At 34.7% G+C, this 14,666-nt stretch carries 14 protein-coding genes, 1 pseudogene, 1 riboswitch and 1 other annotated feature; of the genes and pseudogenes, 11 read left to right on the plus strand and 4 right to left on the minus strand.

All coding sequences use genetic code 11. The features are described 5' to 3' along the window. Positions 1-105: 105 nt before the first annotated feature. Positions 106-365: a binding site (T-box leader), on the plus strand. A 70-nt stretch (positions 366-435) separates the two neighbouring features. The 3 genes and pseudogenes from asnA to MRBLBA3_RS12380 form a co-directional block, all read left to right on the plus strand. Then, positions 436-1,419 carry an aspartate--ammonia ligase gene (gene asnA / locus MRBLBA3_RS12370; RefSeq protein ID WP_000284895.1) on the plus strand — a complete coding sequence of 328 codons (984 nt, stop codon included), beginning with the start codon at positions 436-438 and terminating at the stop codon, positions 1,417-1,419. A gap of 122 nt (positions 1,420-1,541) precedes the next feature. Next, positions 1,542-1,655, plus strand: a complete 114-nt coding sequence (locus tag MRBLBA3_RS12375) for a helix-turn-helix transcriptional regulator (protein WP_414646009.1) — start codon at positions 1,542-1,544, stop codon at positions 1,653-1,655. Between the two features lie 128 nt (positions 1,656-1,783). Further along, positions 1,784-2,125, plus strand: a pseudogene (locus MRBLBA3_RS12380) (XRE family transcriptional regulator); the annotation flags it as partial. Between the two features lie 289 nt (positions 2,126-2,414). Here the strand turns inward: MRBLBA3_RS12380 and MRBLBA3_RS12385 are convergent. Both MRBLBA3_RS12385 and MRBLBA3_RS12390 read right to left on the minus strand, forming a co-directional pair. Further along, the gene (locus MRBLBA3_RS12385) at positions 2,415-2,867 is read right to left on the minus strand and encodes a VOC family protein (protein ID WP_363381464.1); all 453 of its coding nucleotides are present in this window, start codon (positions 2,865-2,867) and stop codon (positions 2,415-2,417) included. Positions 2,868-3,319: 452 nt separating this feature from the next. Then, positions 3,320-4,549 carry an aspartate kinase gene (locus tag MRBLBA3_RS12390; RefSeq protein ID WP_363381466.1) on the minus strand — a complete coding sequence of 410 codons (1,230 nt, stop codon included), beginning with the start codon at positions 4,547-4,549 and terminating at the stop codon, positions 3,320-3,322. A gap of 202 nt (positions 4,550-4,751) precedes the next feature. After that, positions 4,752-4,938: riboswitch (Lysine riboswitch) on the minus strand. A 192-nt stretch (positions 4,939-5,130) separates the two neighbouring features. Here MRBLBA3_RS12390 and MRBLBA3_RS12395 point away from each other — a divergent pair. From MRBLBA3_RS12395 to MRBLBA3_RS12405, 3 genes are read left to right on the plus strand one after another with little or no spacing between them, the layout of a single operon-like run. Beyond that, the gene (locus MRBLBA3_RS12395) at positions 5,131-6,039 is read left to right on the plus strand and encodes a DoxX-like family protein (RefSeq protein ID WP_363381468.1); all 909 of its coding nucleotides are present in this window, start codon (positions 5,131-5,133) and stop codon (positions 6,037-6,039) included. A gap of 4 nt (positions 6,040-6,043) precedes the next feature. Then, positions 6,044-6,664: a DUF4166 domain-containing protein gene (locus MRBLBA3_RS12400; RefSeq protein ID WP_363381470.1), complete on the plus strand. Its 621-nt coding sequence runs from the start codon at positions 6,044-6,046 to the stop codon at positions 6,662-6,664. Beyond that, complete coding sequence (locus MRBLBA3_RS12405) at positions 6,661-8,286, plus strand: YndJ family protein (RefSeq protein WP_363381472.1); 1,626 nt, start codon at positions 6,661-6,663, stop codon at positions 8,284-8,286. Before MRBLBA3_RS12400 ends, MRBLBA3_RS12405 begins: the two co-directional genes overlap by 4 nt. 28 nt (positions 8,287-8,314) lie before the next feature. Here MRBLBA3_RS12405 and MRBLBA3_RS12410 read toward each other — a convergent pair whose 3' ends face one another. Further along, the gene (locus MRBLBA3_RS12410) at positions 8,315-8,800 is read right to left on the minus strand and encodes an 8-oxo-dGTP diphosphatase (RefSeq protein ID WP_363381474.1); all 486 of its coding nucleotides are present in this window, start codon (positions 8,798-8,800) and stop codon (positions 8,315-8,317) included. 324 nt (positions 8,801-9,124) lie between these two features. Between MRBLBA3_RS12410 and MRBLBA3_RS12415 the strand changes: the two genes are divergently transcribed. From MRBLBA3_RS12415 to MRBLBA3_RS12430, 4 genes are all read left to right on the plus strand, one after another. Continuing rightward, complete coding sequence (locus MRBLBA3_RS12415; RefSeq protein ID WP_363381476.1) at positions 9,125-10,369, plus strand: N-acetylmuramoyl-L-alanine amidase; 1,245 nt, start codon at positions 9,125-9,127, stop codon at positions 10,367-10,369. A 259-nt stretch (positions 10,370-10,628) separates the two neighbouring features. Beyond that, on the plus strand, positions 10,629-12,008 hold the full coding sequence (locus MRBLBA3_RS12420; RefSeq protein ID WP_363381478.1) for an S-layer homology domain-containing protein: 1,380 nt from the start codon (positions 10,629-10,631) through the stop codon (positions 12,006-12,008). Between the two features lie 194 nt (positions 12,009-12,202). Next, on the plus strand, positions 12,203-13,429 hold the full coding sequence (locus MRBLBA3_RS12425; protein WP_363381480.1) for an MFS transporter: 1,227 nt from the start codon (positions 12,203-12,205) through the stop codon (positions 13,427-13,429). A gap of 29 nt (positions 13,430-13,458) precedes the next feature. Beyond that, entirely contained in the window at positions 13,459-13,737 is a 279-nt protein-coding gene (locus MRBLBA3_RS12430) for a hypothetical protein (RefSeq protein WP_363381482.1), read from the plus strand. A 19-nt stretch (positions 13,738-13,756) separates the two neighbouring features. Here the strand turns inward: MRBLBA3_RS12430 and MRBLBA3_RS12435 are convergent, their stop codons facing one another. Then, entirely contained in the window at positions 13,757-14,221 is a 465-nt protein-coding gene (locus MRBLBA3_RS12435) for a hypothetical protein (protein WP_363381484.1), read from the minus strand. A gap of 90 nt (positions 14,222-14,311) precedes the next feature. Between MRBLBA3_RS12435 and MRBLBA3_RS12440 the strand changes: the two genes are divergently transcribed. Then, complete coding sequence (locus MRBLBA3_RS12440; RefSeq protein ID WP_363381486.1) at positions 14,312-14,620, plus strand: alpha/beta hydrolase; 309 nt, start codon at positions 14,312-14,314, stop codon at positions 14,618-14,620. The last annotated feature ends 46 nt before the right edge of the window (positions 14,621-14,666 follow it).

Raw genomic sequence — 14,666 nt, forward strand, 5'->3', positions numbered from 1 at the left:
AAGACGTAAAATAAAGAATTGAAAAATATTTTTAAACTTTTTGTTGACTTTCTCTATTTTTTGTATAGAATAATCATTAATAAAATGTTTCAGAGATGTGACAACAAAACGACTATGAAAGGACGAGTAGTAGTAGGATGTAGTTTAAGCGAGTCAGGGACGGTGTGAGCCTGATACGAAGCCTATTATGAAGAACCTCCTGGAGTCGCTAACCAAAATCCTTTATAGGAAAGTAGACTTAGCCGGGAACTTCGCCGTTACAAGAAGAACAGTATCGAGATTTTTTCATCTCCGTACTGTATAAGTGAGCAACCTCTGTTGCTAATTTGGGTGGTACCGCGGAACCAAAGCCTTTCGTCCCAGTTTTTTGGGGAAGAAGGGCTTTTTTTGTTGGCTTCTTTTCACAACATCCAAACATTTTAGGAGGAAACCACCATGTATCAATCATTAATGACAGTAAGAGAGACTCAAATCGCAATTAAGGAAGTTAAAACATTTTTCGAGGATCAATTAGCAAAACGCCTTGAACTATTCCGCGTATCTGCACCATTATTCGTAACGAAAAAATCAGGATTAAACGATCATTTAAACGGTGTAGAACGTCCAATTGAATTTGATATGTTACATTCAGGAGAAGAATTAGAAATTGTTCATTCACTAGCGAAGTGGAAAAGATTCGCATTACATGAATACGGATATGAAGCTGGTGAAGGTTTATATACTAACATGAACGCGATTCGTCGTGATGAAGAACTTGATGCAACGCATTCCATTTATGTTGACCAATGGGATTGGGAAAAAATTGTTCAAAAAGAATGGCGTACTTTCGATTACTTACAAAAAACAGTACAAACAATTTATGGAATATTCAAAGAATTGGAAGATCACTTATTTGAAAAGTATCCGTTCCTTGGAAAGTATTTGCCAGAAGAAATTGTTTTCGTTACTTCTCAAGAACTAGAAGATAAATATCCAGAATTAACACCGAAAGATCGCGAACATGCAATTGCGAAAGAACATGGTGCAGTCTTTATTATTGGAATTGGAGATGCACTCCGTTCAGGTGAAAAGCACGATGGACGCGCATCCGATTATGATGATTGGAAATTAAACGGTGACATTTTATTCTGGCACCCAGTACTACAAGCTTCATTCGAATTATCATCAATGGGAATTCGTGTTGATAGTAAATCACTTGATGAGCAGTTAACGAAAACGGGAGAAGACTTCAAACGAGAGTATGATTTCCATAAAGGTATTTTAGAAGATGTACTACCATTAACAATTGGTGGTGGTATCGGCCAATCAAGAATGTGTATGTACTTCTTACGTAAAGCACATATCGGTGAAGTTCAATCTTCTGTATGGCCTGACGATTTACGTGAAGCTTGCAAGAAAGAAAACATTCATCTGTTTTAATATAAGTGAGAGGGAGAGTAGCTGTGGAATAAGAGCTATTCTCCCTTTTTTATTATGTAAACGAATGGTTTCTTTCTTTTCTATATCTTGTTATGTAATAATTTGTTAAAGGAGGGGACGTTATGGGCTTAGGAGAACAACTTAAAAGATTACGAGAGTCAAAAGGGTTTTCGCAGGAAGATGTCGCTAAAAAGATTGGTGTGACAAGGCAAGCGGTTTATAAAGTGAAACTTTAATCAGTGGGGCGATTTATCCCACTGATTATTAGTTGAACCAATCGGGCTTTTATAGGCAGTTAATCCCATCTGGCTACCTTGATATATTTAAAAGCTCCGATGGGATTTAGTGCCTGTTAAAGCGGGGGAAATGGGAATATGATAAAAGCTGTCCGGATATTGATAATTTAATTTTACTGAGCGAAATGTACAATGTTACGCTCGATGAATTAATAAAAGGGAATCAAAACTTTAAAGAGAAAATACATATTGATGAAGAAAATGAGGATTTTGAGAAAGAGAATGAGTTTGGCTTTTATATTGGATTTGGTTTGCTAATTATGAGTGCTTTCATTGATTATGAAGGAATTCAAGAGATTTTATTAGGAATTGCACTTTTTATGATGGTCTTTTATTCTGACGTGAAGAAAGTTATTTTGAATGAATTTCGCTCGTTATTTAAAGGGAAAAATATATATGATAAGAAGTGAGAAGAGGCCGTTATATTTCCTGGGAAAGGGTATTGTAAATAATCCGATTGTTTTATAATGATTTTCGGATATAGAGAATGTGTTAAAAAGCTGTTTGTATAGAGTCTTGAAATCTATGTGTAAAATGCTAATAAAGTTATTTAATTTTAAAAGCTCAAACGAGCATAGCCCCGTTCTAAAGTTAGGACGGGGTTGAAAATCTAAGTTTTATTGAATAAGAATTTTCTTCAAATATTTTTACTTCAGTACTGTATATTTCAGTAAAGACTTTTTATAAAACATTACTTACTTATTTGTTACCGAGTTCTTCCGCTAAACCGATTAAAATTCCTTCGGTTCCACGAATGTAGCAGAGTCGATACGAGCCCTCGTACTGAACTACTTCGCCAACGAGCTGAGCACCATGCTTAGTAAGTCTGGATACCATTTCGCCAATGTCTTCAACGGTGAACATGACGCGCAGATAACCGAGGGCGTTTACAGGAGCTGTCCGATGATCCGCTATAGTAGGTGGGGTGAGGAATCGCGAAAGTTCAATTCGACTGTGGCCATCTGGCGTAACCATCATAGCAATCTCTACGCACTGAGAACCGAGTCCTGTTACGCGACCAGCCCATTCACCTTCGACAGTGGCTCGCCCTTCGAGGTTCAAGCCAATCTCCTCGAAGAAAGAGATTGCGTCATCAAGGGATTCTACAACGATGCTGACATTGTCCATTCTTAGTAATTTGTTTTTTGTCATTGTCTTTATCTCCTTATGTGTAAAAATATATTATTTGATCATTCTCATAATTATACTATTAAAAAGTTACAAATTCCTTCTAAGCAAAAATACCTTGTCACAGTGTAGGAAAAAGTGACAAGGTGTTTTCGGGTATAGTATATACCATCTTGTTAACGAACAACACTTCGTAAAACATCTACTATTGAAATGTGCGCGAACTTTATTTCGTGAATGCTATCATGTTCAAGTAGTTTCAAGAACTTGATACTGTAGTTGCTATTCGATAAAATAACTTCGACTTCCCCACAAAATATTCCTATCCTGTACGCCATTAAATGGCCCGATTGTTGTAAACGACTTTATTTTAACGTAAATAACTTTCTTGTTACTCTATACAATGCAAACAGCTTTCTATTTATATAGGAAGGAAATAGATTCATATAATTTGTTGTAAGTTTTACCGGCGGAAATTAGCTCATTTGCACTAAAGGTTCAATTTTTGCCATAAATGATTGATGTAGTGCTTCAACACTTGTTACTAAATGAAGGCGGTCAATAACGACAGACACTTTAATTTCTGATGTACTTACCATTTTAATATGAATATCTTCTTCTTTTAAAGTAGTAAACATATTTGCAGCAACACCTGGATTAGAGACCATACCAGATCCTACAATGGATACTTTTGCTAAATGATTTTCATATTCTACAGATTCATAGTGAAGTGTTTCTTGATTTTGTTCCAATACCTCTAATGTTTCTTTTAAATCATTAGAATGGATTGAGAAGGAGAGGTGAACAGTTCCTTCATTTGTAATACTTTGAATGATGATATCTACATTAATATGTGCCGCTGCTAATGTAGAGAAGACTGTTGAGAGTGCACCTTGTTCTAATCCTTTCATTGTGACGCGTGTAATATTATCTTCAAATGCAATACCTTTAACGATTGATTGTTGTTCCATGTTACATTCTCCTTTTACAATTGTTCCGTTTTCTTGTTCCATACTTGAGCGAACTTCTAAAATGACATTGTGATTTTTAGCAAACTCAACAGCACGCGGGTGTAATACACCAGCACCGAGGTTTGCAAGTTCTAACATTTCGTCATAAGAAATTTCATCTAATTTATAAGCATTTTTTACAACTCGTGGGTCCGTCGAATATACGCCGGTCACATCCGTGTAAATATCACATTTTTTTGCTTTCAGTGCAGCGGCTAATGCAACAGCAGTTGTATCAGAACCACCGCGGCCAAGCGTTGTAATTTCATGGTTTTCACTGATTCCTTGGAAGCCAGCTACAATAACAATCGTACCTTCAGTAAGATAAGATTGAATTCGATTTGTATGAATGTCAGTAATCCGTGCACTACTATGTACAGATTCTGTCGTAATACCAGCTTGCCATCCTGTTAATGAAATCGCATTATAACCTTTTGCTTGTAGTGCCATCGTTAATAATGAAATAGTCACTTGCTCTCCTGTTGATAGAAGCATATCCATTTCACGTTTACTTGGGTTTTCAGTAATAGCGTTAGCCAGTGCGACAAGTTCATCTGTACTTTTTCCCATTGCTGAAACGACAGAGACAATGCTATGTCCTCGTTCATATTCTTCAATAATTAAATTTGCTACATGCTGAATGCGTTCGACGCTTCCAACAGAAGTACCGCCAAACTTTTGTACAATCGTTTCCATTACGAATTCCTTCTTTCGTCCATTTTTAAGAATAGGTTAGGACATATACAAATCCCAATATTCCTGTAGTTACCAGAGAGAAAAACAAAAAACACCATCTCAAATAAGTGAGGATGGTGCTGTTACAGGAAAAGGGAAACAGAAAACGGAGCTAATAAAAAAACCGCCAAAAAAGGAATATCATAAAAAATGATATCTCTTTTTTGTAGATAGCTCTTCATACGTACACGTCTGTACATATGACAGTTCTGTTTCTATTCGAAAACAGCCCCAATCGATAAATGCAGAGAAATTTATCAATTTCGGCAACACTTCCTTTCTTCTAAATTCATAGACATCTCTGTGTCTCCTTTAGAATACTTATAAGCGTTGCAACCTCTATCTCACGTTTTAGGCGAGAGTGTTTGATTTATGAAGTTGTTGGTAACATTTGTTTTATAATAATTTAAATTTTTCAGGGAATCAAGTGTTTTATATATTTTTTAAAAATTCCATCTTTTTTGGGGGTTAGTTTGTGAAAAGTGTAGCAAAATAAATTCGTTGCATGTACATTAAAAATATAGGGCATAGGAGGTGGAAGGATGGGCAAGAAAAAGCCTATTTATGTAGCGAGAGAAATGAAAACAACAATGAAGAAATTATGGAAATATACGCAAGAACCAGACCTACATACAGAGTGGGATGCACGTTTTACAGAAATCTCGTATTTGGAGAAAAAAGAGGGGGAGCCGCAGAAGTTTCTATATAAAACGAAGATTGGTTTCGGACTTGAAATAGCTGGAGAAGGAGAATCGATAGGTGAAGTAAGAAAAGAAACTGGAGAGCGCATTTCTTCTTTAAAATTTTGGACAGACAATCAATTATCACTTATACAAATGGGGCGTGGTTATTGGAAATATACACCGAATGAAGAACATATTTATTTTGAGACGCAATATGATTATGATACAAGGTTTGGTCGTATAGGAAATACGATAGATTCATATGTTTTTCGACCTTTATTAGGTTGGGCGACAGCATGGAGTTTTGATGCTTTAAAATTATGGTTAGAAAAGGGACTTCATCCTAAGTTGCTAATTAGAAGAACAATGACGTATTGGCTCGTTTGCTTTTTATTTGCCTTCGTATGGTTATATCAAGGGATTGTACCAAAATTGATGTTTACTCATTCAGAAGAAGTAAAGATGCTTTCTGCATTAATCGGATCGAATGAAAGTAGTATTTTTATACTTAAAATAGTTGGATTTTTAGAAATAATATGGGGTGTTATGTGGCTATTGCCACTTCAAAAGCGAAAACTATTTATATTGCATATTATATTGTTGATAGTTTTAACATTAGCGGCAGGATCGACGAATATCGCTAGTTTTACGCAACCATTTAATCCAATTACATTAAACCTTCTTTTAATAGGGTTATCGATTGTCGGTTATATGAATTGCACTAATTTGCCAAGCGCAAAAAATTGCAAGAGGAAGAGAAAGGGATAAATGTATGGTTAATATTTATGAGAGATTATTAGGAGATACCTATAAAAATCTTCATCCAAAATTACAGAAGCGATATGCGATTACAGAAGAGAATAGTTTTACAGGAGAAGGGGAAATGGATGAAATTTACGGTGGCTCTTTTTTCGTTAAATTGATTTTGAAAATTGCATCGAAGTTTCGAATGTTTTTCTCTGAGCGAGGAAAGAAGGTGCCATTTACGATACATAATACCGCTGAGCGAGATGAACAGGGGAAAGAATTTGTACGGTGGAATCGTACTTTTTATTTTCATAATAAGAAAAGATATTTTAACGCTGTTATGCAGTTGGATGAAGAGAATAATGAAATTGTAGATTATTTTGGTGAGCCACATTTACTCGTTTCTACATTGAATTTTTATATTGATGAAAAGGGCGGGATGCATATTTCTTCAAAGAAACAATGGTTTTTTATGTTTGAAAGAAAAATACCGTTACCTAGATTTTTATACGGAGAGGCGAAAATTGTAGAAAGTTATGATGAAATACTACAATGCTTTCGAATTCATGTACAAGTACGAAATCCGTTAATTGGCTCACTATTTTCCTATAAGGGGACATTTGTGGAAAGGAAATATACGAGATGAAAAATATACTATTTGGGCTTGCTTGTTATATTATATTTCTAATATACGAGTGGTCGAATGTAAATCCTGTTGAAGCAATTATATTGTTATCTATTTTGTTATTTATACCGATGTCTTTTTGTATTATTGACAAGAAAAAAAGAAATGGATCGTATGTATTATTTTATAAATTTGTATCGTTTTTATATCCAATCGCAGCAGTTAGTGCGATGCTAGCTTTCGTAACAAATCACTATTTCTTTGCGCTAATTTGGTTTGCATATACAGGAATCGTTGCGTTATTTGGTGTAAGTAGATTGCTAGAAAGAGGATGGAAGCCTCTAGAAGAAACAGCTATAGATAGTGCGTTTATTTATTTGTTTCTAGGTGGCTTTTGGCTCTTTGCTTCTGTAGCGAAACTTTCAATTATGAACTTTAGTTCTGACATTGTTTTACTCACAGCTGCACACTTTCATTACTCGGCATTTTTATTGCCGTTATCAGCGGGTTTACTTGGAAGAAAAAGAGAACGGGGAAGTAAGTTATATGACGCTATTATTTTTATCATCGTCATTTCTCCAATGACGGTTGCAATAGGAATTACGTATTCGAGGACGTTTGAATTCTTTGCAGTATTCATATATTTATGTGCCATTTATGGATATGGGATTTACGTATGGAAAACGAAATTCAATGCTATAAGTGCAAAGGTACTTTTAGTTCTTTCTTCTAGTGCACTTATGGTAACAATAATGTTTTCACTCATATATTCATACGGAAATTTCAAACAAGTAATGACGATTACAATTGCACAAATGGTCTGGATTCACGGCGTGGTAAATGGAATTGGAGTAGCGTTACCAGCATTTGTTGGCTGGATGATTGAAAAGAGTACTCCGAATTATAAATATTACGGGAAACCAATGAGCAGGTTAAGAGGAACCGCGACAGTTGGTGAAGCATTTTTACATAACAGAAATTTAATAGATAGCAAGGAATACAAAGGTTTAGTTGATAAAATGAATGATTTTCATAGTGAGGCATTTGACGCGATGAAGATTCCTTTAAGTATTATTCGTTTTTATGAAAATACAAAAGAGTATCAGTTACAATCGCATATTAAATGGACTCGTTGGTTCCACCCGGTTGCATTTTGTTATGCAAAAATGAGTAAGCGTGTAGGACAAATACATTTAGGAATGGACGGCAAGTGGGAAACGATGCATGGCTCTATCATGGGGATAATAGATGAGAAGGATGGAAGAGAGAATGTAAGGGCTTGGCTAAGAAAAAATGAAGCAGGAGAATCTATTTTTGTAGCTCTTTACTCAAAACATACACATAAGAATGAGACGTATATGAATATTGGATTACCTTTACCATATTCGAATATGACGGGAGTTTTGAAATTATGTAATAAGAGTAATGATTTAATCATTACTAGTAAGCTGAGAAGAAATGGTAAGGGAGATGAAGGGATATACTTACATACTCGCTTCTTTACAATACGCTTACCATTAGCAGAGACTTTTATGATTAAAGAGGGCAAGGATCAAATATTAACAGCTAACCATCGAATGTGGATATTCGGAGTTAAGTTTTTAGAAATTGATTATGAGATTAAGAAAATAGAAGAGAAGTAAGAAAAGCTTGGAGAGATTCCAAGCTTTTTTATGTATGGGTAATTGTCATAGCAACTTGTTTATCTAAGTCTTGGTCCCAAACACGTTGAATTTCAAACGTACCTTTTTCAAAAAATAATGGGAATCTTTCTTTAAACCAATCTTGCATAGGAAGATTTAGTGCTGTATCGATTGGTACCCATAATAATTCGCCTTCAGGAGGATTCAAAAGGAGTTCACCTTCAAATGAATCTGTCCAATAATTAAATACCATATATCGAACATTTTCTTTCGGATTTACGTATTCATCTAATCCCTTAAAAGTTAAATTTGAAACAAGTAATCCAGTTTCTTCTTTTACTTCTCGTTTAGTAGCTTGAACGATACTTTCTGGGAAATCTACTTTACCACCAGGAGCGATGTAACCAGGGAAGCCTAGATGATCGGGGCGCTGTATTAGCAATACTTCATTATTCCACTGAATCATACACATTGTATAAATGCGGTGTTCTATATCTTTCCAATTCTTGCTCATACGAATCTCTCCTCTTATAAAGTGAAACTTTAATCAGTGGGGGGTTCTTCATCTCCCACTGATTATCAGCCCTCACCAATCGGGCTTTTACGGGCAGCCCGACCCCCACCTAACTTCTTTGCTTTTGCTGAATTTTGAGGTGGGGGTCTTACTGCCCGTTAATGCGGGATAAAATGAGTCTCTTATAGTGTAACTATAGTTATTTGTTCCAAAAAATACAATAATAAGACAAAATTATACAAAATAAAATTGACTATTACTAATTTTCAGAACTATAATTACTCTGTTACATAAAACATTGTACTTGAGAGGGGAATATATTCTATGAAAAATAGAATAATTGCAGCAGGAGTAATTGCAGCTAGTATATTATCTTATTCATCTAGTAGTTTCGCACAAACAAAAACATTTCCAGATGTCCCAGCTAAACACTGGGCAGAAGATTCTATTAACTATTTAGTAGAAAAAGGTGCAGTTAAGGGTAATGGTGCAGGAATGTTCGAGCCTGAAAAAGAAATCACTCGTGCAGAAGCAGCTACAATGATGGCTAAAATCTTAAACTTACCAATCGATTCAGGTGCTAAACCATCTTACGCTGATGCTCAAAAACACTGGGCTACTCCAATCATCGCAGCTGTAGAAAAAGCTGGCGTTGTTAAAGGTAAAGATAACGGCACATTCGATCCAGACGGAAAAATCGATCGCGTTTCAATGGCATCTCTACTTGTAGAAGCTTACAAATTAGATTCTAAAGTAAACGGTACTCCAGCAACTAAATTCAGTGATTTAGAAAAAAGCTGGGGTAAAGCAAAAGCTAACATCCTAGTTGAATTAGGGATTTCTGTTGGTACTGGTAACAAATGGGAGCCTGAAAAAACTCTAACTAAAGCAGAAGCAGCTCAATTTATTACAAAGGCTGACTCAATTCAAGTTGGAAATCCATTAGTGGAAAAGGTAGTTATTATTGATCCTGGCCATGGAGGATTTGATCCAGGGAATCCAGGGCAAGGTGTAAAGGAAAGTGAAATTGTATTTGATATATCTTTAAGATTACAGCAATTGTTAGAAAAAAATACACCTTTAAAAGCTTTGTTAACACGTGAAGAGAACGGAAATCCAGGAAGTAACAGGAATGAGTCTCTTGTGAATCGAGTGAAATTTGGTCAAGAGAACAATGCAGATATATTTGTAAGCATTCATGCAAATGCTTCTGAAAATCATGATGGTCATGGAACGGAAACATATTATTATAAAAAATCCAAGTCTGGGGAAGAGACACAGCTTGAAAAGGATAGCAAAGTATTAGCACAAAAAATTCAAAACCGAGTAGTAGAAGCACTACATACAAGAGATAGAGATATAAAAGACAATCATTCATTTTATGTAGTAAATAAAAATACAGTACCAGCAGTTTTAACAGAGCTTGCCTTTATAGATAACAATATAGATAATGGGAAATTAGCTACTGAGTCAGGAAGACAAATTGCTGCAGAGGCAGTTTATGCTGGTATTTTAGATTATTATGAGTGGAAAGGTTTCAATGTTTCAAAGTATCGTTTAGCTAAATAAAAAACATCGTTTGTTAAGCCCATCGTCTATATAGAGATGGGCTTTTTATATGTGTTTATATAATTTTGTATCGAAATAAAAAGATATATCGTATTATGCTGATTATAAATAAAATAATGGTAGATTAGTTTATTTTTATCACGTATACTTGTACTGTTGACTAATTAAATTAAGAGTTTGTTAGTTTAATAGGGAAAATTTTATTATAAAGGGAGGCAAGTTAACACGGGACAAGCATATACATAACGTGTTAAAAAATATGAAAAAAATTATTTCTAATGTGTTAGCAGTGACAGTCGCACTTCAAGTAGTGATGGCTCCAGCAACTTCATTTGCAGCTGAAAAGGAATTTCCAGACGTTCCGAAAGGTCATTGGTCATATAAGGCAATTACTAATTTAACGTCAAAAGAAATTATTGCAGGATATGATAATGGTAAGTTTGGATTTGGGGATATTGTAAATCGTGAGCAAGTAGCCGCATTAATATATCGTGCATTAAAACCAGAAGCGAAAAGCGAGTATAAAAATCCATACTCTGATATTAGCGAAGGGACAACAATGTTCCAAAAAGAAATTTTAGCTTTAACAGATATGGGGATTTTCGTAGGTGACGGTAAAGGAACATTTAGACCGAAAGAATCTTTAACTCGTGCTGAAATGGCTGTAATTTTACAGAAAGCTTTTAAACTAAAAGTAAAAGCTAATCATACATTTAATGATGTTCCGAAAAATCATTGGGCAAATGATGCGATTAGTGCATTAGAGTCTAACGGCGTTGCTGCAGGTAATGGCGCAGGTGCATTTAATCCAACTAGTGTTTTAACACGTGAAGAATATGCGCAATTTTTATATAATGCCATGGCATCATATATCGATTTAGATGTAACATTACCTTCTAATGTAACACCTCAAGAGATTGATAATTATATTAAAAGATATCATCTTGATAGTCCGCTTGTTGGAGTTGGGCAAGACTTTATTAAAGCGCAAAACGAGTATGGCGTGAACTCTTTATATTTAGCAGCACATGCAATCTTAGAGTCTGGATACGGGAAATCAGAAATTGCATATCGTAAACATAATTTATTTGGACTACGAGCGTATGATTGGGACCCATTCGCACATGCAAAATATTTACCATCTTATGGATTAAGTATTTCATACAATGCTGATTATGTGAGAAAGAATTACTTAGAACAAGGTGCTAAGTATTTCAACGGTTACACATTACCTGCGATGAATGTAATGTATTCAACTGACAAAGAATGGGCTGGCAAAATCGCCAATATTATGGAACGTATTAAGCCTTTCAATAACAAAGATTATCAAAATGTAAACCGATTGCCGAAAAACCCTAATACATTAAATGTAGAGGCATTAGGTGAAGCAATTCCATATAAAGATTATGCGAAAGATGCGAAAGCTACTGTTCAATCAGTAGGATCTTACTATCAAGTTCCATTCCCGTTTAACAATCCAATTAAGAGTGTACCAAATGTTACACAAAATGAAGTTGGAAAATTAGAGAATGGTAAAAAAGTAAATGTATATCGTGAAGATCCAAATGGCTGGGTAGAATTCTCATTTGAAAATGCTCAAGAAAAGTATTGGACATTGAAGAAGAACTTAAAATTATAAATAAAAAAGGTGTTTTCATATATGAAAACACCTTTTTTATTTGTATTCAACACGTAATATTTGTTGATTCATTATGATTTTCTTTTTTATATTTTTACCGATGATTAACAGTTTCGTATATAATTAAAAGTATTGAAGTTTGAATTTTCTGTGTTTAATCCTAGATATTAACTTGATTTGAAAGGAGGAGAGATATGCAAGGAGAAATACCAACAGAGAAAAATTTAGGTTATGTCGGTAAATTGTTATTGCCAGTTAAAGTGTCACCACACTTTAAGTTTTTATGGCTTGGGCAATTACTTTCGACTTTAGGTAGTTCGGTACCGATGGTTATTCTGCCAGTCGTTGTATATTCATTAACTGGTTCAACAGTTGTAATGGGAATGACTATGGCAATGTACATGCTTCCTAATATTCTTGCGTTACCGTTTGCTGGATTAGTCGTGGATCGAATTGACCGGGTGAAATTGATGTTATTTGCAACACTTATATTTATGGACGTTTTAACAATTCCACTTTTATATGTACTCGTGGCATTATATGGACTTATGGAAGGTATATTTCAGCCGGCGTATTCAGCTGTAAGAGCAAAAGTATTTGTACCGGAAATTCGAAATGCAGCTAATGCATTAACGCAAATGAGTAATCAAGGTATACGACTAATTGGACCGGCTCTTGGAGGATTGATCGTTTCAGTTGCATCTGCCGGAATAGGATTTGGATTGGATGCAGTAACATATTTGCTATCATTTTTATGTTTATTATTTTTAAGAGAAATAAAGTTTAATAAAGTACAGAAATTTGAAAGAAGTAAAGTCCATTACAAAAAAGATTTTATGGAAGGGATTCTTGTTCTAAAAAGTCATCCGTGGCTATGGATTACAATTTTAGTCTTTTCTTTCATAAATATTTGTTATGCAGGAATTATCGTTGTATTAATTCCATGGTTGTTTAATGTTCATCATCATTTTGAAGCTTACGTATATGGATTGGGTATGGCTTCTTCTGGTGCTGGAGCTGTAATTGCAGCACTAATTTTTGGTGGGAGGCAGCAGTGGCGGAAGAGGGGATTACTAGCATATGGTGGTGTGTTAATAAGTGGAATAGTACTATTAATTATGCCTTTCGTTTCTTGGGCACCTGCTTTAATAGCTTTAATGGCAATGGAAGGATTTGGTATGATGATATTTGGGCTCATTTGGGAAACAAGTTTACAAGAGCTTGTACCAGAAGAAGCTTTTGGAAGAGTGGCAAGTCTTGATATGTTAGGTTCATTTGCTTTATTACCATTAGGGTATGTAGTTGTAGGCTGGTTAGCTACTGTAATAGGTGGAAAGATAACAATTATAATGCTAGCTATTTTAGTACTCATAACAATTGGAATGGCATTGTCTGTACCAAGTATTCGGCGGTTCGATTGATTATGTAGGCTAAAAAGGGGATATGGTATATGACTATAGAAAACCTACATGATTTAGTAATAGGTGAGTTAGGTTGTAAATATGTTTTGGGAGAAAAGGTATTTGCAGCAAAGAATTTTACGGTGTATATTGCGACTCCTATAGAAAGTAAAATGGCATATAATCGATTCATCTTAATTAAGCATTTGTCTAATGAAGAGCCTTCTGTACATGTTTGGGACAAAAAAGTTTGTGTAGACGCTACAAAAATACATATTGCAAAAGAATTGACAGAAGCAATTCAATCGGGTTTTGTAAATGAAGAGTAAGCCCTAATCAAATTAGGGCTTACTCTTCATTAAACACAAATGTTTGTTTCATTTTTTTACTCTCATTTATTGGATGGCCGTTGTAAGAGAAATTTTTTTCTTCCCAAGTAATGACGACTTTAAAATTATGGCTATTAAAGTCTAATGGGAATACCATGTAGTCAAAGCTTGTATGACTTTTTGAAACGTTGTTATTTGATGTAATAGGATTGAAGGTAACTTTAGATGTAGGTGTGTTATCAAGTATTTCCACTGATACATTTGATACATCATTACCGATGTTTTTTACGAATAAACTATACGTATCATATACACCGTGTTGTGGTTGCACCGCTTGTTTGTTTGAGTTATGAGATTTGTCAATTTCGATATACCACTGTTTAGACTTTGACGCAATTGGTAGTGATTGAAATGTGTATGCACTAGCTTGTATTGGTAGTGCTAAACAGATTAGTGCAAAGAGAGAAAATATTTTTCGTTTCATCTTTAGAGAGCTCCCATTCTTTAATGGATTTATTGGTTATTATCTTCTCTTTTTGAGATAATATACCATGTGGTTTAGGGGAAGGGTATATTGAAAGACTTAGTAAGCATGGGAAGCAGCATGTTTCTACAACTGTTATTTTTGTATATATTTATTTCTGGTGTTTTATTGGAACTCAATCCATGGTATGCGGTAGTGGTTTATGTGGCTATTGCTATAATAAGTCTTCTGCTAAGAATATACTCAATTGCTTTCTCTATGAAGAGTAGCTTGAATACTATTTTTCTAACACTACCAGTTGGAATTGTAATAACATTATTTTCAATATCAATTATTGGATTTACAGTGTTTGCTTACTTTTTACCAGAAGGAGATATTCCGCCTGTAATTCGTTTGTAGTATAAGTGAATCGATAGAGCTCCTATCTTTTCGTTATTAATCTTCC

The organism is Bacillus sp. LBA3-1-1.1, from assembly GCF_040676495.1.
Classification (GTDB): Bacteria; Bacillota; Bacilli; order Bacillales; family Bacillaceae_G; genus Bacillus_A; species Bacillus_A nitratireducens.

Bases quoted from the DNA above. Each gene is read 5' to 3' on its own strand.
- asnA (WP_000284895.1), top strand. From the start codon at position 436: ATGTATCAATCATTAATGACAGTAAGAGAGACTCAAATCGCAATTAAG.
- MRBLBA3_RS12375 (WP_414646009.1), top strand. From the start codon at position 1,542: ATGGGCTTAGGAGAACAACTTAAAAGATTACGAGAGTCAAAAGGGTTT.
- MRBLBA3_RS12385 (WP_363381464.1), bottom strand. From the start codon at position 2,867: ATGACAAAAAACAAATTACTAAGAATGGACAATGTCAGCATCGTTGTA.
- MRBLBA3_RS12390 (WP_363381466.1), bottom strand. From the start codon at position 4,549: ATGGAAACGATTGTACAAAAGTTTGGCGGTACTTCTGTTGGAAGCGTC.
- MRBLBA3_RS12395 (WP_363381468.1), top strand. From the start codon at position 5,131: ATGGGCAAGAAAAAGCCTATTTATGTAGCGAGAGAAATGAAAACAACA.
- MRBLBA3_RS12400 (WP_363381470.1), top strand. From the start codon at position 6,044: ATGGTTAATATTTATGAGAGATTATTAGGAGATACCTATAAAAATCTT.
- MRBLBA3_RS12405 (WP_363381472.1), top strand. From the start codon at position 6,661: ATGAAAAATATACTATTTGGGCTTGCTTGTTATATTATATTTCTAATA.
- MRBLBA3_RS12410 (WP_363381474.1), bottom strand. From the start codon at position 8,800: ATGAGCAAGAATTGGAAAGATATAGAACACCGCATTTATACAATGTGT.
- MRBLBA3_RS12415 (WP_363381476.1), top strand. From the start codon at position 9,125: ATGAAAAATAGAATAATTGCAGCAGGAGTAATTGCAGCTAGTATATTA.
- MRBLBA3_RS12420 (WP_363381478.1), top strand. From the start codon at position 10,629: ATGAAAAAAATTATTTCTAATGTGTTAGCAGTGACAGTCGCACTTCAA.
- MRBLBA3_RS12425 (WP_363381480.1), top strand. From the start codon at position 12,203: ATGCAAGGAGAAATACCAACAGAGAAAAATTTAGGTTATGTCGGTAAA.
- MRBLBA3_RS12430 (WP_363381482.1), top strand. From the start codon at position 13,459: ATGACTATAGAAAACCTACATGATTTAGTAATAGGTGAGTTAGGTTGT.
- MRBLBA3_RS12435 (WP_363381484.1), bottom strand. From the start codon at position 14,221: ATGAAACGAAAAATATTTTCTCTCTTTGCACTAATCTGTTTAGCACTA.